This window comes from Streptomyces sp. NPDC008125 (genome assembly GCF_042957125.1).
Classification (GTDB): domain Bacteria; phylum Actinomycetota; class Actinomycetes; order Streptomycetales; family Streptomycetaceae; genus Streptomyces.
This window is the reverse complement of the sequence record NZ_JBIBHR010000006.1, coordinates 36077-53466: the sequence shown is the minus strand read 5'-3', so window position 1 is coordinate 53466 and position 17390 is coordinate 36077. Positions and strand designations below refer to the sequence as shown.

At 72.9% G+C, this 17390-nt stretch carries 18 protein-coding genes and 1 pseudogene; 12 read left to right on the top strand and 7 right to left on the bottom strand.

Features of this window, described 5'->3' with window-relative positions; all coding sequences use genetic code 11:
- The first annotated feature begins 16 nt into the window (after nucleotides 1-16).
- Nucleotides 17-1060 (top strand): NAD-dependent epimerase/dehydratase family protein, encoded by a 1044-nt coding sequence (locus tag ACFZAX_RS12130; protein ID WP_390961072.1) that lies wholly within the window; start codon nucleotides 17-19, stop codon nucleotides 1058-1060.
- A gap of 79 nt (nucleotides 1061-1139) precedes the next feature.
- On the opposite strand, the pseudogene ACFZAX_RS12125 reads toward ACFZAX_RS12130, so the two are convergent.
- The 7 genes and pseudogenes from ACFZAX_RS12125 to ACFZAX_RS12095 form a co-directional block, all read right to left on the bottom strand.
- Nucleotides 1140-1501 (bottom strand): annotated as a pseudogene (locus ACFZAX_RS12125) (cytochrome P450); the annotation flags it as partial.
- A gap of 28 nt (nucleotides 1502-1529) precedes the next feature.
- Nucleotides 1530-2510, bottom strand: a complete 981-nt coding sequence (locus tag ACFZAX_RS12120) for a polysaccharide pyruvyl transferase family protein (protein WP_390961071.1) — start codon at nucleotides 2508-2510, stop codon at nucleotides 1530-1532.
- On the bottom strand, nucleotides 2507-3301 hold the full coding sequence (locus tag ACFZAX_RS12115) for a sigma-70 family RNA polymerase sigma factor (protein WP_390961070.1): 795 nt from the start codon (nucleotides 3299-3301) through the stop codon (nucleotides 2507-2509). Before ACFZAX_RS12115 ends, ACFZAX_RS12120 begins: the two co-directional genes overlap by 4 nt.
- 282 nt (nucleotides 3302-3583) lie before the next feature.
- Complete coding sequence (locus ACFZAX_RS12110; protein ID WP_390961068.1) at nucleotides 3584-4186, bottom strand: NAD(P)H-dependent oxidoreductase; 603 nt, start codon at nucleotides 4184-4186, stop codon at nucleotides 3584-3586.
- Between the two features lie 133 nt (nucleotides 4187-4319).
- Nucleotides 4320-5207, bottom strand: coding sequence for an SDR family oxidoreductase (locus ACFZAX_RS12105; RefSeq protein ID WP_390961067.1), 888 nt, complete (start codon nucleotides 5205-5207; stop codon nucleotides 4320-4322).
- A gap of 337 nt (nucleotides 5208-5544) precedes the next feature.
- On the bottom strand, nucleotides 5545-5886 hold the full coding sequence (locus ACFZAX_RS12100; RefSeq protein WP_390961066.1) for a DUF3140 domain-containing protein: 342 nt from the start codon (nucleotides 5884-5886) through the stop codon (nucleotides 5545-5547).
- Entirely contained in the window at nucleotides 5883-6116 is a 234-nt protein-coding gene (locus tag ACFZAX_RS12095) for an HVA1 family protein (RefSeq protein ID WP_390961064.1), read from the bottom strand. Before ACFZAX_RS12095 ends, ACFZAX_RS12100 begins: the two co-directional genes overlap by 4 nt.
- A 164-nt stretch (nucleotides 6117-6280) precedes the next feature.
- On the opposite strand from ACFZAX_RS12095, the gene ACFZAX_RS12090 reads away from it, so the two are divergent.
- The 11 genes from ACFZAX_RS12090 to ACFZAX_RS12040 all read left to right on the top strand — a co-directional run bounded on the left by ACFZAX_RS12090 (nucleotide 6281) and on the right by ACFZAX_RS12040 (nucleotide 17368).
- Entirely contained in the window at nucleotides 6281-6616 is a 336-nt protein-coding gene (locus tag ACFZAX_RS12090; RefSeq protein WP_390961063.1) for a CBS domain-containing protein, read from the top strand.
- A 270-nt stretch (nucleotides 6617-6886) separates the two neighbouring features.
- Entirely contained in the window at nucleotides 6887-7882 is a 996-nt protein-coding gene (locus ACFZAX_RS12085; RefSeq protein ID WP_390961061.1) for an NAD-dependent epimerase/dehydratase family protein, read from the top strand.
- 11 nt (nucleotides 7883-7893) lie between these two features.
- Nucleotides 7894-9528 carry a carbamoyltransferase C-terminal domain-containing protein gene (locus ACFZAX_RS12080; RefSeq protein WP_390961059.1) on the top strand — a complete coding sequence of 545 codons (1635 nt, stop codon included), beginning with the start codon at nucleotides 7894-7896 and terminating at the stop codon, nucleotides 9526-9528.
- On the top strand, nucleotides 9525-10514 hold the full coding sequence (locus tag ACFZAX_RS12075) for a glycosyltransferase (protein WP_390961058.1): 990 nt from the start codon (nucleotides 9525-9527) through the stop codon (nucleotides 10512-10514). Before ACFZAX_RS12080 ends, ACFZAX_RS12075 begins: the two co-directional genes overlap by 4 nt.
- Nucleotides 10511-11065, top strand: coding sequence for an HAD-IIIA family hydrolase (locus ACFZAX_RS12070; RefSeq protein ID WP_390961057.1), 555 nt, complete (start codon nucleotides 10511-10513; stop codon nucleotides 11063-11065). The genes ACFZAX_RS12075 and ACFZAX_RS12070 overlap by 4 nt, the downstream gene beginning before the upstream one ends.
- A complete protein-coding gene (locus ACFZAX_RS12065; RefSeq protein ID WP_390961056.1) occupies nucleotides 11062-12069 on the top strand; it encodes a glycosyltransferase family 9 protein in 1008 nt (335 codons plus the stop codon). Before ACFZAX_RS12070 ends, ACFZAX_RS12065 begins: the two co-directional genes overlap by 4 nt.
- Nucleotides 12066-13028, top strand: coding sequence for a glycosyltransferase (locus tag ACFZAX_RS12060; protein ID WP_390961054.1), 963 nt, complete (start codon nucleotides 12066-12068; stop codon nucleotides 13026-13028). Before ACFZAX_RS12065 ends, ACFZAX_RS12060 begins: the two co-directional genes overlap by 4 nt.
- Nucleotides 13025-14266 carry a glycosyltransferase gene (locus ACFZAX_RS12055; protein WP_390961052.1) on the top strand — a complete coding sequence of 414 codons (1242 nt, stop codon included), beginning with the start codon at nucleotides 13025-13027 and terminating at the stop codon, nucleotides 14264-14266. Before ACFZAX_RS12060 ends, ACFZAX_RS12055 begins: the two co-directional genes overlap by 4 nt.
- Complete coding sequence (locus ACFZAX_RS12050; protein ID WP_390961051.1) at nucleotides 14263-14892, top strand: SIS domain-containing protein; 630 nt, start codon at nucleotides 14263-14265, stop codon at nucleotides 14890-14892. The genes ACFZAX_RS12055 and ACFZAX_RS12050 overlap by 4 nt, the downstream gene beginning before the upstream one ends.
- On the top strand, nucleotides 14889-16358 hold the full coding sequence (locus ACFZAX_RS12045) for a PfkB family carbohydrate kinase (protein WP_390961049.1): 1470 nt from the start codon (nucleotides 14889-14891) through the stop codon (nucleotides 16356-16358). The genes ACFZAX_RS12050 and ACFZAX_RS12045 overlap by 4 nt, the downstream gene beginning before the upstream one ends.
- Nucleotides 16358-17368: a glycosyltransferase family 9 protein gene (locus ACFZAX_RS12040; RefSeq protein WP_390961048.1), complete on the top strand. Its 1011-nt coding sequence runs from the start codon at nucleotides 16358-16360 to the stop codon at nucleotides 17366-17368. The genes ACFZAX_RS12045 and ACFZAX_RS12040 overlap by 1 nt, the downstream gene beginning before the upstream one ends.
- Nucleotides 17369-17390: the final 22 nt, after the last annotated feature.

Sequence of the window (17390 nt, the reverse complement as noted above, 5' to 3'; positions counted from 1 at the left end):
CAGAAAGGAGTCCGTCATGGAGACCGTTCGGTCCGGAGGAAAGCGGATCGTGGTCACGGGAGCCACCGGCAACGTGGGGACGAGTGTCGTCCGTGCGCTGGCCGCCGATCCCGAAGTCGCCTCGGTCCTCGCGCTGGCCCGAAGGCGGCCGTCGCTCGGCATCGCGGGTGTGGGGTGGGAGACCGTCGACGTGTCGCAGCCCGGGAGCGAGGACCGGCTGGCCGGCCTGGTGCGCGGGGCGGACGTCGTCATCCATCTCGCCTGGCGCTTCCAGCCCACCCACGACCCGGTCGTGACCTGGCGCAGTAACGTACTGGGCTCGCTGAGGGTCTTCGACGCGGTGGCGCGCAGCGGGGTACCCGCACTGGTGCACGCCTCGTCGGTCGGTGCGTACGCGCCGGGGCCCAAGAAGGAGCCCGGGGTGGACGAGTCCTGGCCGACGCACGGCTGGCCGGACGCCGCCTACTGTCGCGAGAAGGCCTACCTGGAACGCGTCCTCGACACCTTCGAGCTGCGGCACCCCCACGTCAGGGTGGTCCGGATGCGGCCCGGTTTCCTCTTCAAGGAGACGGCGGCGCCCGAACAGCGGCGCATCTTCGCCGGACGGTACGTCCCCGGCCAGTTGCTCCGACCCGACCTGCTGCCCTTCGTGCCCGATCTGGACGGCCTGCGTTTCCAGGTGCTCCACACCGACGACGCCGCGGAGGCCTACCGGCTGGCGGCCCTCCGCGACGTACGGGGAGCCTTCAACCTGGCGGCCGACCCGGTGATCGACGCTCCGAAGCTCGCGGAACTCCTCGGCTCCCGGGTCGTCCGGGTTCCCCGGGCCCTGGTGCGGGCAGCCGTCGCGGCCACCTGGCGCGTGCACGCGGTGCCCGCCTCACCCCATCTGTTCGACGCCGTTCTGCGACTGCCGCTGCTCGACCCGAGCCGCGCGCACCACGAGCTGGGGTGGTCGCCGACCCGTTCGTCGGAGGAAGCCCTGGAGGCGTTCCTGCGAGGGGTACGGAAGGGCAGGGGAGAAGCCACCGCGCCGCTGACCGGCAACAAGGTCGGCTGAACGGCGAACGGGGGCTGCCCTCCTCTTGCGACGCCCGCGGAGCGGCCCCGCCCGCGCGCGAACCTACGGACGCACGAGCCTACGGATGTGCGGCGGGCCGCGGCCCGCCGTGCTTCGGGCGGCTCACGCCGCTGACGACGAACCCGCTGCGGGGCGTCGTCGGGATGCGGCGCAACGGGATGCGCAGATCCTGCTCGTCCACCTCGTACGAGAGCCGCGCCAGGAACATCGCCACCGTGGACAGGACTGCCACACGTCCTCTCCCGGGCACCGGTGCCCCTCCACCGGGCCGCCGCCCTGCGGGACCAGCGCGTCCTCGGGAACGGGCCGACCGAGGAACCGGCCGGGATCGAACCGGTAGGGGTCCGGCCACAGGTCCGGGTCGTGATCGAGTCCGTACAGATCGAGCAGCACCATCGTGTCCGGGCGGATCGTGCGCCCCGTGGTCGGGTACCACCCTCATGAGTGGTTAAACGCCGCGGCCGTCGCGGTCAGTGACCGACTCCTCAGCCCCCGCGTCCCCGAGCAACCAGGTGCGGCGACGCCGGGCGGCGGCGGAGCCTGCGGACGACAGGCACCACGCCCACCAGTGGTCCAGGAGTTCCGGCAGGAGCGTCTCACCGCGCAGGAGGGCGGGCCAGCGAAGGAGCCGGGCCTGCGCCGTGACCTTGGCGCCACCCTCGACAGGGTCCACGACGAGGGCGGGTATGCCGGCCCGCAGAGCGAGAACGAGGCCGTGGAGCCGGTCGGTGATCATGACGTCCAGTCGGCCGACCAGGGACAGGTACTGGTCGGGAGTGCGGCAGTGGTGCCAGTCGTCGCGGGCCAGCCGGGTGTCGGCCTCGATCCGTGCGCAGTCCTGGGCGGCCAGCCAGGGCAGCAGTACGTCGCCCACGCGGTCGTGGTTCCGGCGGTTGCCATATTCCCCCTGACCGTAAGTCAGTGCCACTCCCGCCACCGCCGGGGCGGCCCGTGCGGGAGCGTTCGCCGCGAGGTCGGCCATCGCGGTGCCGTCCGGGCCGTCCCGTGCCACCACCTCGTGAAACCCCCGCACAGCCGCATCGTCCGAACTCAGAACGCTCACTCCGATGGCCACCCGGCGGCAGGAGGCGTAGCGGCGGTGGAGTTCGGCGAGGCGTTCGCCGTGCAGCGGACCGCAGACGAACACGACCACTTCGTAGTCCTCCGGGAGCGCCGCTTCGAGTGTCAGCGATTCCGGGGCGAACGCAGGACTCCACGCCGTGTCGTGCTGGATTTCCAGATGGTCGAGTGCGGCGGCGACCGCTCGTTCGGCCAAGGCATCGCCTGCTGTCACCTCGCCGTCCAGAAAGCTGAACCAGCCGGTGACCAGAACCCGGCTTCCGGGGTTCCTCAGGCGGAGCAGACGGTCGAGCCGCCCGACGAGGCCGGTCGCCTCGTCCCGCAGAAACCGTTCGGTGGCGTCGTTCACGCGGCCTCCTGAAGCGCATGGGCACGTAGTCGCCGGCACGAGCGGCTCAGCAGGTACGAGACATGTACCTGCGAGATGCCGAGCGACCGGGCGATCCGGGACTGAGTCATGTCGCAGAAATACCGCAGGTACAGAATGGTCCGCTCGCGTTCGGGCAGCGTGCGCAGGGCGGGTCTGATCGCCTCACGGTCGACGGCCGCATCGAGAGCGCGGGCGCCGTCGTCCATCTGTTCGTACGGGGCGAAGCGGCCGTTCGTTCCAGCCGCTTCCGCGACCCTCGCTGTCGTACGCCGCCGGTGGAGGGCTTCCATGCCCATGATGACCTCGGCGTCACTCAGCCCGGTGTCGGCGGCGACCTCCGCCCAGCTGGGAAGCGACCCGTCGCGCGCCCGGGCGAGTCGTCTCCGCGATGCCCGGACCTGGTCGCGGAGATCTCCCACCGGTCGGGGCAACGGGGCGTGCCAGGCGCCGTCGCGCAGATACCGCCTGAGTTCTCCCGCGACCAGAGGCTCGGCGTGGGTCACGAACGTCCGGTGCCGAGTGGGGTCGTACTGGTCCACGGCCTCGATGAGCCCCAGAGCGGCCACCTGCCGAAGGTCCTCCAACGGCTCGCCGCGGTCGGCGAAGTGGGATGCGAGCCGGTGTGCCGTCGGCAGCCACAGGCAGATCGTCTCCACCCGCAGAGCCTCGCGCTCCGGGCCCGGCGGGAGCATGCGCAGACGACGGAAGACGTCGGCGTCCCACGGGCCGCCCGCGAGCGTGCGCGGCTTCGCTGGGGAAACGGTCTGCATGCTGGTCGCTCCTCGCCGAGGTCCACACATCCACCGTGGGAGTCGCCGGGGGCCGGACATGCGGCGCCCGGTGTGCCCACGGGCGCGCCTCATGTCCGAAGCACATCCGGTGCACTACCCGGAGGAACCATGACCAAACGCGTCGGGCCGTGCGACGCGCCGTGCCCGGTCGCCGCGCTCACCGACGTGGTGGATGCTCCGTGGGGGGCGGCCGGCTCCTTGCCCGGGTTCCGCCCAGCCCGGCCGGCGGGCCGCCGCCTTCCGGTCGTGGTCACGGCGTGGTCAGGACGATGCGGGGTAAGGGTTCGCCGTCAGCAGGCGTGCCAGATGGACGGTGTTCACGGCGAGGGTGCGCGTCGTCGAGGCGACCGTGTCGGGCGTCTCGTCCACGTCCTGGTAGTCGGTGCCGCCCATCGCTTCGCCGACCCAGTAGGTCACGGCGCCCGGGGCCAGCGAGAAACCCACGTCGTCGAGTGCCTGGAAGAGGTCCGCGCTCACTTTGTGCGCTCCGTCCTCATTGCCCACCACGGCCACGGCGGCCACCTTCCCGTAGGTGTGGGGACGGCCGTGGTCGTCGGTTTCGGACAGTTCCGCGTCGAGCCGCTCCAGAACCCGCTGACAGTTGCTGGAGGGGTGGCCGAGCCAGATCGGTGTGGCGATGAGGAGAATGTCGGCGGCGAGCACCTTCTCGCGCAGGGCCGGCCACGCGTCTGTGGGGCCCATGTCGAGTCCGGTTCCCGCCCGTACGTCGTGGTCGGCAACCCGGACGACCTCCCCTTGCACATCGAGGCGGGCGAACTCGGCCATGACCTGCTCGGCGAGAAGATGGCTGCTGGAGCGGGCGGGTGAGGCGCTGAGAGTGCAGACGAGGGCGAGTGCGCGCATGGCGGATGTCTCCTTGGGGTGCTGACGGATCTGCTGCTCGGTCCACCGGTGCCTTCACCAGGCCGCGCCCGGTCGTACTCGACGCTCCGGTCCCGGCCTGCGCACAACCCGCAGGGCCCGGGCGGGACCGTGTTCAGGGAAGGGGAGTCCCGCCGGTGGCGTTCATGATTTCCCCGGTGATGTACGAGGCGTTCGCCGAGGCCAGGAAGACGTAGGCCGGCGCCATCTCGGCGGGCTGTGCGGGCCTCCCGAAGGGGCCTTGTTTGCCGAACTCCGTGGTGTCGGGCATGGTCGCCGGGATGAGGGGGGTCCAGACGGGGCCGGGGGCCACGGCGTTGACGCGGATGCCGTCGGCCGCGAGCATCTGGGCGAGGCCCTGGGTGAAGGTGACGATCGCGCCCTTGGTCATCGCGTAGTCCAGCAGGTGCGGACTCGGCTTGTAGGCCTGGACGGAGGTCGTGTTGATGATCGAACCGCCCGGTGGGATGTGCGGCAGAGCGGTCTTGCAGAGCCAGAACATCCCGTACAGGTTGGTGCGGACGACCCGGTCGAACTGCTCGGTGGAGATGGCGGCGATCCCATCGGGCTGAGACATCTGGTACGCCGCGTTGTTGACCAGGACGTCGATGCGGCCGAAGGCCGAGACGGCCTGCTCGACGAGGGCCCGGCACTGTTTCTCGTCCCTGATGTCGCACGCCACGGGTATCGCCGTGCGGCCCGCCTGTTCCACCAGGCGCGCGGTCTCGCGTGCCTCGTCCTTCTCCTCCGCGAGGTGGGTCAGCAGGACGTCGGCGCCTTCCCGGGCGAACGCCAGGGCCACCGCGCGGCCGATCCCGGAGTCGCCTCCCGTCACGAGGGCCTTGCGATCGGTGAGGAGGCCGGATCCTTGGTAGGAGTCCTCGCCGTGGTCGGGCGGCGGGTCCATGGGGCCCGTCCAGCCCGGATGCTGCTGCTCCTGCTGCGGGAAGTCGGGACGTGGATGGAGCCGGTTGGGGTCCTGCGGCCGGTCGTTGCTCGGCATGGTGCTCCCTCTGCTTTCGACGGAACTGTCTGCTGGGCGGAGTGGGAAGGGATACGGGACGGACGGCGGGCGCCGCCGCCGCGACGACGGCCTGCGGGCCGCCTCTCCGCCGGGCCGGTCGTGCGCGTACGCGCACCGGTCCTCACGGGGCCGTGCTGCCCGGCTGGGCCACCGGACGGCCGGTCGGAGCTGCCGAGTACCCCACCTGGGGCGGTTTACCCGTTCTCCGTGACGAAGGCCTTCGAGGCCGGGGCTCGTCCGAGGGCGTGGTGCGCGTCAACGGCCCGCGGAGCCTGGCCCGCCGTAGGATGCGCGAGGCTCCTCGCCGGGCCGGGCGCTACTTCTCGGGGTCGTGACCCCAGTTCATCAGGGAGTAGCGCCACCGGGTGTCGCTGGTGTCGCCCTCGGGGCGCTGTGCGAGGTGCCGGTGCACGTAGCCGGTGACCTTGCGCATGTGCGCGAGATCGTCGTCGCCGAGATCCGCCTTCTTGGTACGCAGCAGGTCGACGATCCTCCGGCCGGAGGCGTGGCCGGCCGACTCGCCGCCGCCCTCCTTCTGGCCCACCTGACGGGCGGAATCCGTCCCGAGCCACTTCTCCAGCTCGCCGGCGGACATGTTGACGGCTTCGCCGAAGCTGTCGAGCACGCTCTGCCGGTCCTCGTCGCCGCCGGCGCTCACGAGCCGCCGTCCCTCTTGCGCAGCGACTCGGGCTTGTGCACGGCCGACTTGCCCGTCCGGTCGCTCCGTACCTCGTACTGAGGCTGAGCCTCGGAGGCGTCCACGGTCCGGCCGGCCGCTTCGGTGCGCTTGTCGATCTTGCGCCGCACCGAGCCCTCCACGTTCTGTCCGTGGCTCTTCCAGCTGACGTCGTCGCCCTTGGACAGCTTCTTGTCTTTTTTGCCGGGCATGGGGGCGTTCCCTTCTCTCGGAGGGGCGTCGGGTCACGTCCGAACGCATCGCTGCCTCCTGCCAGCATCGGCGCTGCCGACGGGGCCCGCATGCCGGAAGCGGGCAACCTCGCGTCCGGGGCCGTCGACGCCCGGGGCCTGCCTTTTCGGCGACCGCGAAGAAGATGACCGGCCCGGGCGTGGGCGCGCTGCCGATCTGCGGCGCGGACGAAAAGCTCAAGGGCATGCTCACGGACCGCGACATCGTGACCAAGGTGCTCGGCGCCGGCAAGGACCCGGCCACGCGCACCGCCGGAGAGCTGGCCCAGGGCGAGGCGGTCACCATGGGCGCCGACGACGACGCCGAGGAGATTCTGCGCACGATGACCACGGACAAAGTCCGCCGGCTCCCGGTCATCGACGGCCACACGCTCGTCGGCGTGGTCGCCACGGCCGACGTCGCCCGGTCCTTGACCGACCCCCAGGTGGGGGATCTGCTCGAAGCCCTCTCCACCGACTGAGCGAGGAGCGCGTCGACGACCGCAGGAGCCGTCGGATCCAGTCCTGGGGCCGGGTCCGACGGCTCATGGCCGTCACCGGGTGGTCGGTCCCCCGGGCGGGGGCGGGCAGCCCGGTGGCGGAGCCGGATCACCCGCTCGGGTGGTTTGCTGTTGCAAGCCGAATTCAATGTGTGAAAGCTGCTGACTCGGGAACCCAGCCGCTCGTGTCCGTCGGGATCACCGCGGCCACGCGCCCTCGCACTTCCACATCTGCGGACGAAAGGCCGTCCCATGCCCCTGCTGACGCCATCCGGCCCCTGGCGCCGGGCCGTCGTCACCGGAGGAGCCGGATTCCTCGGCTCCCACCTGTGCGAACGACTGCTGGATTCGGGAGTCGAAGTCGACTGCGCGGACAACCTCCTCTCCGGCTCCGAGAGCAACATCGCGCATCTGGCCGGGCGCCCCGGCTTCCGGTTCGTACGGTGCGACGTCTCCTCGGACTCCATGACGGACGACCTGCCCGGCCCCTACGACCTCGTCCTGCACTTCGCGTGCCCGGCCTCGCCCGCCGACTACCTGCGCCATCCTCTGGCGACCATGGACGTCGGCAGCCTCGGCACCCGCAACGCGCTGGCCCTTGCGCTGCGCGACGGTGCGCGCTTCCTTCTCGCCTCCACCTCCGAGGTCTACGGGGACCCGCTGGTCCATCCGCAGCGGGAGGACTACTGGGGCAACGTCAATCCGGTGGGGCCGCGCAGCGTCTACGACGAGTCCAAAAGATTCGCCGAAGCGCTGGTCACCGCGCACGTCGGCGCCAAGGGAATGAACGCGGGAATCGTGCGCATGTTCAACACCTACGGCCCCCGTATGCGGGCCCACGACGGCCGCGCCGTCCCGACGTTCGTCTGCCAGGCGCTCGCCGGTGAGCCGTTGACGGTGGCGGGCGACGGCAGTCAGACCCGCTCGCTCTGCTACGTGGACGACACGGTCGAGGGAGTCCTCCGCGTGGCGGCCAGCCAGGCGGTGCGCCCGGTCAACATCGGCGGCGGCGAAGAGGCCACGGTCCTGGAGATCGCACGCCGGGTCATCGCGCTGACCGGGTCTTCCTCCACTCTCACCTTCGTCGCGCGCCCCCAGGACGACCCGGAACGTCGTCGGCCCGACACCGCGCTCGCCCGTGAACTGCTGGGCTGGGAACCGAGAGTGAGCTGGGAGGAGGGGCTCAAGCGGACCATCGCCCACTTCTCCTCCCTGCCCGAAGCCATGTCCCCGGCCCCCCGGCTCTGACGGAGGTTTCCATGCGCGTCCTCGGTGTCAACGCCCTCTTCCACGATCCCGCCGCGGCCCTGGTCGTCGACGGCCGGATCGTCGCGGCCGCGGAGGAGGAACGATTCAGCCGCCGCAAGCACGGCAAACGCCCCCTTCCCTTCTCCGCCTGGGAGCTGCCCGAACTGAGCGCCCGCTGGTGCCTGGAGCAGGCGGGACTCCGGCCCGCCGACCTCGACGTCGTTGCCTACTCCTACGACCCCGGTCTCGCCCGCCCCGCCGAAGCGATGGAACTGAACGACCCCTGGGACCCCCTGCGCCAGGAATACGCCCGTCGGGCACCGGAGTTCCTCGCCGAGGCTCTGCCTGGACTCGATCCGGGCAAAGTGCGCTTCGTCCCCCACCACGTGGCCCACGCGGCGTCCGCCGGGCAGGCGTCGCCGCATCCCGACTGCGCGGTCCTGGTGCTCGACGGCCGCGGTGAGTGCGGCTCGCACCTCTCCGGCCGTTACGTCGACCGGCAACTGACGGTCCTGTCCTCGCAGAAGCTGCCGCACTCCGTCGGCCTGTTCTACGAGGACCTGACGCAGCACCTGGGGTTCCTGCGCAGCAGCGACGAATTCAAGGTGATGGCGCTCGCCTCCTACGGCAAGCCGCGCTTCGCCGAGCGCCTGCGGGAATTCGTACGGGCGGACGGCGAGGGCGGCTTCACCGCCCGGCCCGTGCCCTGGGCCTCACTCGTACCGGGCAGGGAACCGGGAACCCCGTGGACGCAGGACCACGCGGACGTGGCGGCGAGCGCCCAGGCGTGCCTGGAGGAGGTCGTACTGGACCTCGCCCGGTGGCTGCACGGCCGCACCGGCGACGACGTGCTCGCTCTCGCCGGAGGAGTGGCGCTCAACTGCGTCGCCAACACCCGGCTCCACCGCGAAGGGCCCTTCCGCGAGATCTGGGTGCAGCCCGCCGCCGGCGACGCCGGCACGGCTCTGGGCGCGGCCCTGCACGTGGCGGGTGAGAAGGAGCCCGTCGAGGCGATGCCTACCCCGGCCCTCGGCCGGGGCTGGAGCGACGACGAACTACGGGGCTGGCTGGAGCGGGCCGCCGTACCGTACGAGGAGCCCGACGACATCGCCCGGACCGTGGCGGAAGAGCTCGGCCGGGACGGCATCGTCGCGTGGTTCCAGGGGCGCTCCGAGTTCGGCCCCAGGGCGCTGGGACACCGCTCCCTGCTGGCGCATCCCGGGCGGGCCGGAAACCTGGAACGGCTCAACGCGGTCAAGGGACGAGAGGAGTTCCGTCCCGTAGCGCCGATGGTCCTCGCGGAACGTGCGGCCGAACTGTTCGACGGCCCGTTGCCCAGCCCCTACATGCTCTTCGTCCACGATGTCGCCGAAGAGTGGCGCGAACGGATTCCGGCGGTGGTCCACGTCGACGGCACCGCCCGGGTCCAGACCGTGGACGCGGCGTCGGAACCGCTGGTGGCCCGGATGCTGACCGCCTTCGAGCAGCTCACCGGCTTGCCGGTGGTGGTGAACACCAGCCTGAACACCGCCGGCCGGCCCATGGTCGACGATCCGCGCGACGCGCTGGAGTGCTTCGGCTCGGCCCCGGTGGACCTGCTGGCTCTCGGTCCCTTCGCCGTCCGGCGGGGAGGGGCGTTCGCATGAAGACGTCGGTGGAGTACGCGGTCGTCATTCCCACCATCGGCCGGCCCTGCCTGGCCGACTGCCTCGGCGCACTGGCCGAATCGACCGGCCCGCGCCCGGCGGAGGTGGTGGTGGTCGACGACCGCCCGGAGCCTCGCGACGGACTGCCGCCCGGGTCCGCCGGCCAGCCGCACGTCCGCGTGCTGACCACCGGCGGCCGGGGCCCCGCCGCCGCCCGCAACGCGGGCGCCCGCGCGGTGGGCGCGCCCTGGGTGGTCTTCCTCGACGACGACGTCCAGGTACTGCCGGACTGGGGCGAGCGGCTCGCCGAAGATCTCGCCTCGGCCGGTGAACGAACAGCCGGTGTCCAGGGACGGCTGACGGTCCCCCTGCCGGAGGACCGAAGGCCCACGGACTGGGAGCGGGGCACAGCCGGGCTGGAGAGCGCGGCCTGGGCCACCGCCGACATGGCTTACCGAGCGACAGCGCTCAAGGAGGTGGGCGGCTTCGACGAGCGCTTCCCGCGCGCGTTCCGCGAGGACGCCGACCTTGCGCTTCGCGTCATGGACGCGGGCTGGACGCTGGCGCGGGGCGGGCGCACCACCCGGCATCCGGTACGCCCGGCCGGCCGCTGGGCCTCCGTACGGGCCCAGCGCGGCAACGCCGACGACGTGCTGATGAACCGTCTGCACGGACGCGACTGGTGGACACGCGCCGAGGCGCCCCGAGGCCGGCTCCCCGGACACCTGGCCACCACGGCCCTCGCCTGCGCCGCGGTCGCCTGCGCCGCGGCGGGCCGGCCACGCGCCGCCGCACTCGCCGCGGTGCTCTGGACCGCGTCCACGGCGGAATTCGCCCGGGCGCGCATCGCTCCGGGGCCGAGAACCCGGGACGAGATCGCCACCATGGCCGCCACCAGTGTGGTGATTCCCCCCGCCGCGGCATGGCACTGGACCGCGGGCCGGGTCAGGCACCGCCGGGTACGTCCCCCGGGAGGCGCCCGGTGAGCGAAACCCCTCCCACGCGCCGCCGGGTGTCGGCGGTGCTCTTCGACCGGGACGGCACCCTGGTGGAGGACGTGCCCTACAACGGAGACCCCGACCTGGTCAGGCTGCTGCCCGGCGCGCGCGAGGCCGCCGACCTGCTGCGCGCCGAAGGGATCGCCACCGGCGTGGTCAGCAACCAGTCGGGCATCGGCCGCGGGCTGCTCCGTGAGCAGGACGTGATCCGGGTCAACCGGCGGGCCGACGAACTGCTCGGCACCCTCGGCACCTGGGTGTTCTGCCCGCACACCCCGTACGCCGGCTGCGCGTGCCGCAAACCCCGGCCCGGTCTCGTGGTGAAGGCCGCACGCCGGCTCGGAGTGCCGCCGGAGACGTGCGTGGTGATCGGTGACATCCAGGCCGATGTCCTTGCCGCGAGAGCGGCCGGGGCCTGGGGTGTCCTGGTCCCGAACGCGGCCACCCTGCGCGCCGAGGTCGAGGCGGAACGCTGGACGGCCCCCGATCTGCTGACGGCGGTGCGGATGGTACTGAAGCCGGGGGAGTGGCCGTCGTGAGGGCGCTCGTCGTCAGACTGGACAGTTTCGGGGACGTCCTTCTCGCCGGACCGGCCGTCCGGGCGGTCGCCGCACACGCCTGTCACCTGACGCTGCTGTGCGGCCCGCTGGGCGAACCCGCCGCGCGCCTTCTGCCCGGGGTCGACGACGTCGTCGTCTGGCAGGCCCCCTGGGAGGGGACGAGCCCACCCACCGTGGAGACGGCCGGTGTCGAAGGGTTCGTGGGACGGCTGCGCGAGGCCGCGTACGACACGGCCCTCGTCCTGACCTCGTTCCACCAGAGCCCGCTGCCTGCCGCGTTGCTGCTGCGCATGGCGGGTGTGCGACGGATCGGCGCCGACAGTGTGGACCATCCCGGGACCCTGCTCGACGTCCGTAACCGCCGACTGCCGGGCCGGCACGAAGCGGAGGCGGGCCTGGACACCGCCGTCGCCATGGGATTCGCGCCGCGGCAGGGCGACGACGGCCGACTGCGGGTGCTGCCGCCCCCCGACACCGCGACGCTGACGGGCAATGGCCCCTACGTCGTCGTGCACCCCGGCGCGAGCGCTCCCGCACGCGCCTGGGGTGCCGAGCGGTGCGCCGAAGCTGTCATGAGCCTCGCGGACGCGGGCCATCGGGTGGTGGTCACCGGAGGCCCCGACGAGACGGATCTGACCAGCCTGGTCAGCGGCCAGGTGGCGGTGGACCTCGGGGGCCGCACCGAGCCCCGGGTGCTGGCCGGTGTACTGCGCGGCGCGGACGTCCTCGTCAGCGGCAACACCGGACCGGCCCACCTGGCGGCGGCCGTCGGCACGCCGGTCGTCTCCCTCTTCTCCCCGGTCGTACCGGCGGAGCGGTGGGGCCCGTTCGGTGTCCCGGCCGTGGTGCTCGGCGACCAGCGCGCCCCGTGCGCCGGCAGCCGTGCCCGGCACTGTCCCGTTCCCGGACACCCCTGCCTCGACGACGTCACCCCCCACGACGTCGTCATGGCCGTCCGCAAGCTCATCGAGGAGACCGCGTGAACATCCTCATCTGGCACGTCCACGGCTCCTGGGCCACGTCGTTCGTCCAGGGGCCCCACACGTACCTCGTCCCCGTGACGCCCGACCGCGGGCCGGACGGCCTCGGTCGCGCCACGAGCTGGCAGTGGCCATCCGCCGTCCGCGAGGCAACTCCGGACCGGTTGCGGGAGGAGCCCATCGATCTCGTCGTCCTCCAACGGCCCCATGAAGTGGAGCTGACCGCGGCATGGACCGGGCGGCGGCCGGGGGTCGACGTGCCTGCCGTGTACGTGGAACACAACAGCCCCGACGCCTCGGCGGTCGGCACCCGCCATCCGCTGGCCGACCGGAATGACATCCCGCTGGTGCACGTCACCCACTTCAACCGGCTGATGTGGGACAACGGACGCGCGCCGACCACGGTCATCGAGCACGGGATCATCGACCCGGGCCCGCTGTGGACCGGTGAGGAGCGCCGCGCCGCCGTCGTCGTCAACGACCCCGTGCGCCGCGGGCGCACCACCGGCACGGACCTTCTTCCGCGCTTCGCCCGCTCCGCACCGCTCGACGTCTTCGGCATGCGCACCGGCGGACTCGCGCACCACCTCGGCCTGCCGACCGACCGCTGCCGGGCGCGCGACCTGCCCCAGGGCGAACTGTATCCGGCCATGGCCCGCTGCCGGCTGTACCTGCATCCGGTGCGATGGACGTCGCTCGGGCTCTCCCTCCTGGAAGCGATGTTCCTCGGCATGCCCGTGGTCGCCCTGGACACCACGGAGGTCCGCGAAGCGGTCCCCGACGACGCGGGAGTGGTCTCCAACCGCCTCGACGTCCTCGACGAGGCGGTACGCACCTTCCTCTCCGACGCCGACTGCGCCGCCGTCGCGGGGCAGCGGGCAAGGTCCGCGGCGCAGGCCCGTTACGGGGTGCAGCGCTTCCTGGACGACTGGGAACAACTGACGAAGGAGGTCACACGATGAGGTACGCCCGCCCGGCCTCTCTCCGTGTCGCCCTGGTCTCCGAGCACGCCAGCCCGCTGGCCGACCTCGGCGGCCCCGACGCCGGCGGCCAGAACGTGTACGTGGCCCAGCTCGCCGATCACCTCGCCCGGCGCGGCCACGACGTCACCGTCTACACCCGCAGGGACGGTCCCCGCCTGCCCGCCGAGGTCACCACGCCCGGTGGTGTGAAGGTCGTCCACGTGCCCGCCGGGCCCCCTTCGCGGGTCCCGAAGGACGACCTTCTGGCGCACATGCCCGAGTTCGGAGCTTTCCTCGCCCGTCGCTGGCGTTCGGCACCGCCGGACGTGGTGCACGCGCACTTCTGGATGTCCGGCACGGCAGCCCTGGCCGGTGCCCGGGGGCTCGGAGTGCCCGTGATCCAGACGTACCACGCGCTGGGGACCGTGAAGAAGCGTCACCAAGGGGCCGAGGACTCCAGCCCGGCCCAGCGCCTGGCGATCGAGGCGGACATCGGCAGATCCTGCCGACGGGTCCTCGCCACCTGCGCCGACGAGGTCGCCGAACTCGCCGCGATGGGTGTGCCGCGGGACCGGGTGTCGGTCGTCCCGTGCGGCGTGGATCCACACCACTTCGCCCCGGTCGCCGGCACCGCCGGCACGCGGTCCGGTCCGCGCCGGCTGGTCGCCGTCGGCCGTCTCGTCCGGCGCAAGGGATTCGACCGTGCCATCCGGGCGCTCGCCGACATCCCCGACGCCGACCTGCTCATCGCGGGCGGGCCGCCCGCCGACCTGTTGTTCGCCGAACCGGAGGCCGAACGACTCCTGAAGGCGGCGGAGCAGCACGGGGTCGCCGACCGGGTCACCCTCCTGGGGGCGGTGCCCCACGAGCGCATGCCCGCCCTCATGTCCGGCGCCGACCTCGTCCTCTCGCTGCCCGACTACGAACCGTTCGGCATCGTGCCGATCGAAGCGATGGCGTGCGGCACCCCGGTGGTGGCGACCGCGGTCGGCGGCCAACTCGACACCGTCGTGGACGGGGTCACGGGCGCTCTGGTGCAGGCGGACCCGAGTGGCGACCGGGACCTCGCCGCCGTGATCCGCGCCCTTCTGGACGATCCGGACCGCAGGGCCCGTTACGGCGCGGCCGGACGCGCCCGCGTTCTCCAGCACTACAGCTGGGAGCGCGTCGCGGACGGGGTCGCCCGTGTCTATGCCGCTGTGCACGCCACCCCCTCACTCTCAGGAGTCCTCCGATGAACCCCACTCACGACGGCCGGCACTGCGACGAACTGATGGACGCTCTCGCCATGTTCCGCGCCTCCTGCCCCGTGGCCCACCGCTGGGGTGCCGAACTCGCTCGCCGTCTCGGCGGCGGAGCCAGGCTGCTCGTTGCCGGAAACGGTGGCAGCGCCGCCCAGGCCCAGCATCTGACCGCCGAACTGGTCGGCCGCTACCGGGACGACCGCCCGCCGTTCTCCGCCCTCGCCCTGCACGCCGATACCTCTTCGACGACGGCCATCGCCAACGACTACGGCGTCCAGGAGGTCTTCGCGCGGCAGACCTGCGCCCACGGCCGTCCCGGCGACGTCCTCGTGCTGCTGTCCACCAGCGGGGCAAGCGCCAACCTGCTGGCGGCGGCGGCCGAAGCCCGGCGGATCGGGATGTCCGTCTGGGCACTGACGGGTCCCGCCCCCAACCCGCTCGAAGCGGCCTGCGACGAAGCGCTCTGCGTCGACGCGCCGGCTTCGGCCACTGTCCAGGAGCTCCATCTGGTAGCGGTGCACATGATCTGCGAGGCGTTCGACCAGGCATGGGAGCAGGGCGTGACCGTTGCCGGTCAGTACCCGACTCCGGGGGAACCCGCGGTCGAGGGGGCATTGTGAACGCCCTCGTCCCGCTGGTGGTCGTCGGAGACGCACTGCTCGACCAGGACCTGTCCGGCCGGGCCGACCGGCTCGCCCCCGACGCACCGGTGCCCGTGGTCCAGGGAGCCCGACCGGTCGCGCGGCCCGGCGGCGCCGCCCTCGCCGCGTACTTCGCGGCCCTCGACGGCCGTGACGTCACCCTGATCACCGCACTCGGCGACGGCGAGGCGGCCCGCACGGTGCGGCGGCTCCTGGAGGACAGGGTCCGCATCGTCGAACTGCCGCTCGACGGACAGCTGTCCCGCAAGACCAGGGTGCTGGCCGGAGGGGTCCCGGTGCTCCGGCTGGACGACGGTGACGGGCGTGCGTCCGGGACCACGGAGGAGGCGATCGCGGCCGTCGAAGCTGCCCCCGCCATCCTGGTCGCCGACTACGGCAGGGGGGCCGCCGAGGCACTGCGGGACGTCCTCACCCGCACCGCCGCGAGGGTGCCGGTCGTCTGGGACCCCCATCTCCGGGGCAGCCGACCCGTTCGGGGCGTGCGCCTCGTGACCCCGTCGGCGGCCGAGGCCCGGGAATTCGCGGCAGGCCTCCGCACCGGCCCGGGGGCGGCAGCGGTGCCGGACGAGGTGCGGGTCGGCACCCACGCCGGCTTCCGCGGTCCGGCGGACGACGCCCGGGAGCTGGTCCGTGCCTGGGGCGTCACCTCCGTCGCGGTGACCCTCGGCGGTGAAGGAGCGCTGCTCTCGCACGGCGGGGACCCCCTCGTCCTGTCCACGGCCCGCAACGTGCGGGGAGACGCCTGCGGCGCGGGTGACTGTTTCGCCGCGACCGCCGCGGGCCTGCTCGCCGACGGAGAGCTGCCGGAGACCGCGGTGCAGGAGGCCGTCCGCGCAGCCACCCGGTACGTCGAGGCCGGCGGTGCCGGGGCGCTCCGCATCGGCACGACGCCGTCCGCCACGGCCCGGCCCGTGGAACCCCCGCCCACGGAAACCGGCCCCGATCCGTTCGCCCTGGCCGGCCGGGTGCGGGAGGGCGGCGGTACGGTCGTGGCCGCCGGGGGGTGCTTCGACCTGCTGCACGCCGGCCACGTGGCGCTGCTCCAGGCGGCCCGGCGCATCGGCGACTGCCTCGTCGTCTGCGTGAACTCCGACGCCTCGGTCCGGCGGCGCAAGGGCGGCTCGCGGCCGCTCGTGCCGGCTGCCGACCGTATCCAGGTTCTGCTGGCCCTCGGTTGCGTCGACGCCGTCGCCGTCTTCGACGAAGACACCCCCGAACATGTGCTGGGTTCCTTGCGCCCGCACGTCTGGGCCAAGGGCGGCGACTACGCCCTGGCCGAGCTCCCCGAAGCCGCGCTGGTACGGAGCTGGGGAGGAGAGGTGGTGCTCCTGCCGTACCTGGACGGCCGTTCCACCACCCGGCTCGCGGAGCGGGCGGCCCGCGGACCGGCGGCCGACGCGCTCCGCCCCGCAAGGAGGCGGTGATGACGTCCGCCCCGCCGCCCCGCCTTCTCGTCCTGCGCGCCCTCGGACTGGGCGACCTCCTCGCGGCCGTGCCCGCGCTGCGGGGCCTGCGCCGCGGCTTCCCCGACCACGAGATCGTCCTGGCCACGCCGCCGTCCCTGCGGGACGCCGCACTGGCCACCGGCGCCGTGGACACCATCCTCCCGGCGACGGCGCCCCGGCGCGGAGTACCGGCACTGACCGGCTGGTACGGCGCCGCGCCGGACATCGCCGTCGACCTCCACGGCAACGGGCCGGAGAGCTACGCAGCCCTCGCCGCCCTCCGTCCGCGCCGCGTCCTCGCGTACGCCTGCCCGTCCTCGGACGGGCTCCCGCCCCCCCGGTGGGAACGCGAGGACCACGAGCGCGTCCGGTGGTGCCGGCTCCTGCGTGCCTACGGAATCGACGCGGACCCCGACGACGTCCGCCTGGCGAGGCCGTCCTGCCCGTCACCGGCGCCCGACGCCGTGGTGGTGCATCCCGGCGCCGAGGCGGCCGCCCGGCGCTGGCCCGTCCGGCGGTACACGGTGGTCGTCCAGCGACTGGTCGCGGAGGGCCACCGGGTCGTGGTGACCGGTGGGCCCGCCGAGGAGGAGCTGACCGCGGCGGTGGCCCGGGGCGCGGGGCTCGGGCCCCACGACGTACTGACCGGCGGGCTTCCCTTCGCCGAACTCTCCGCGCTGATCGCGGACGCCGGATGCGTGGTCAGCGGCGATACCGGGCCCGCGCACCTCGCCGTGGCGCACGGCACGCCGTCCGTGACGCTGTTCGGCCCGGTGGCGCCGCGTCTGTGGGGGCCACCCCCGGACGATCCGCGCCACACCTCGCTCTGGTATCCCGGCCCGCCCGGCGACCCCCACGGCACGTCCGCCGACCCGTCGCTGCTGCGCATCGGTGCCGACGAGGTGCTCGCCGCCGCCCTGTCCCACGTCGGTCGCCGGAGCACGGGCAGGGAGGGCTCCCAGCCGGTGAAGGTGAACGGACGTGCGTGACATCCGGGGACTCGACGACGCG

What these genes read in the sequence shown, in the direction of transcription:
- ACFZAX_RS12130 (WP_390961072.1), top strand. Translation starts at nt 17, where the DNA reads ATGGAGACCGTTCGGTCCGGAGGAAAGCGGATCGTGGTCACGGGAGCC.
- ACFZAX_RS12115 (WP_390961070.1), bottom strand. Translation starts at nt 3,301, where the DNA reads ATGCAGACCGTTTCCCCAGCGAAGCCGCGCACGCTCGCGGGCGGCCCG.
- ACFZAX_RS12110 (WP_390961068.1), bottom strand. Translation starts at nt 4,186, where the DNA reads ATGCGCGCACTCGCCCTCGTCTGCACTCTCAGCGCCTCACCCGCCCGC.
- ACFZAX_RS12105 (WP_390961067.1), bottom strand. Translation starts at nt 5,207, where the DNA reads ATGCCGAGCAACGACCGGCCGCAGGACCCCAACCGGCTCCATCCACGT.
- ACFZAX_RS12095 (WP_390961064.1), bottom strand. Translation starts at nt 6,116, where the DNA reads ATGCCCGGCAAAAAAGACAAGAAGCTGTCCAAGGGCGACGACGTCAGC.
- ACFZAX_RS12090 (WP_390961063.1), top strand. Translation starts at nt 6,281, where the DNA reads ATGACCGGCCCGGGCGTGGGCGCGCTGCCGATCTGCGGCGCGGACGAA.
- ACFZAX_RS12085 (WP_390961061.1), top strand. Translation starts at nt 6,887, where the DNA reads ATGCCCCTGCTGACGCCATCCGGCCCCTGGCGCCGGGCCGTCGTCACC.
- ACFZAX_RS12080 (WP_390961059.1), top strand. Translation starts at nt 7,894, where the DNA reads ATGCGCGTCCTCGGTGTCAACGCCCTCTTCCACGATCCCGCCGCGGCC.
- ACFZAX_RS12075 (WP_390961058.1), top strand. Translation starts at nt 9,525, where the DNA reads ATGAAGACGTCGGTGGAGTACGCGGTCGTCATTCCCACCATCGGCCGG.
- ACFZAX_RS12055 (WP_390961052.1), top strand. Translation starts at nt 13,025, where the DNA reads ATGAGGTACGCCCGCCCGGCCTCTCTCCGTGTCGCCCTGGTCTCCGAG.
- ACFZAX_RS12050 (WP_390961051.1), top strand. Translation starts at nt 14,263, where the DNA reads ATGAACCCCACTCACGACGGCCGGCACTGCGACGAACTGATGGACGCT.
- ACFZAX_RS12040 (WP_390961048.1), top strand. Translation starts at nt 16,358, where the DNA reads ATGACGTCCGCCCCGCCGCCCCGCCTTCTCGTCCTGCGCGCCCTCGGA.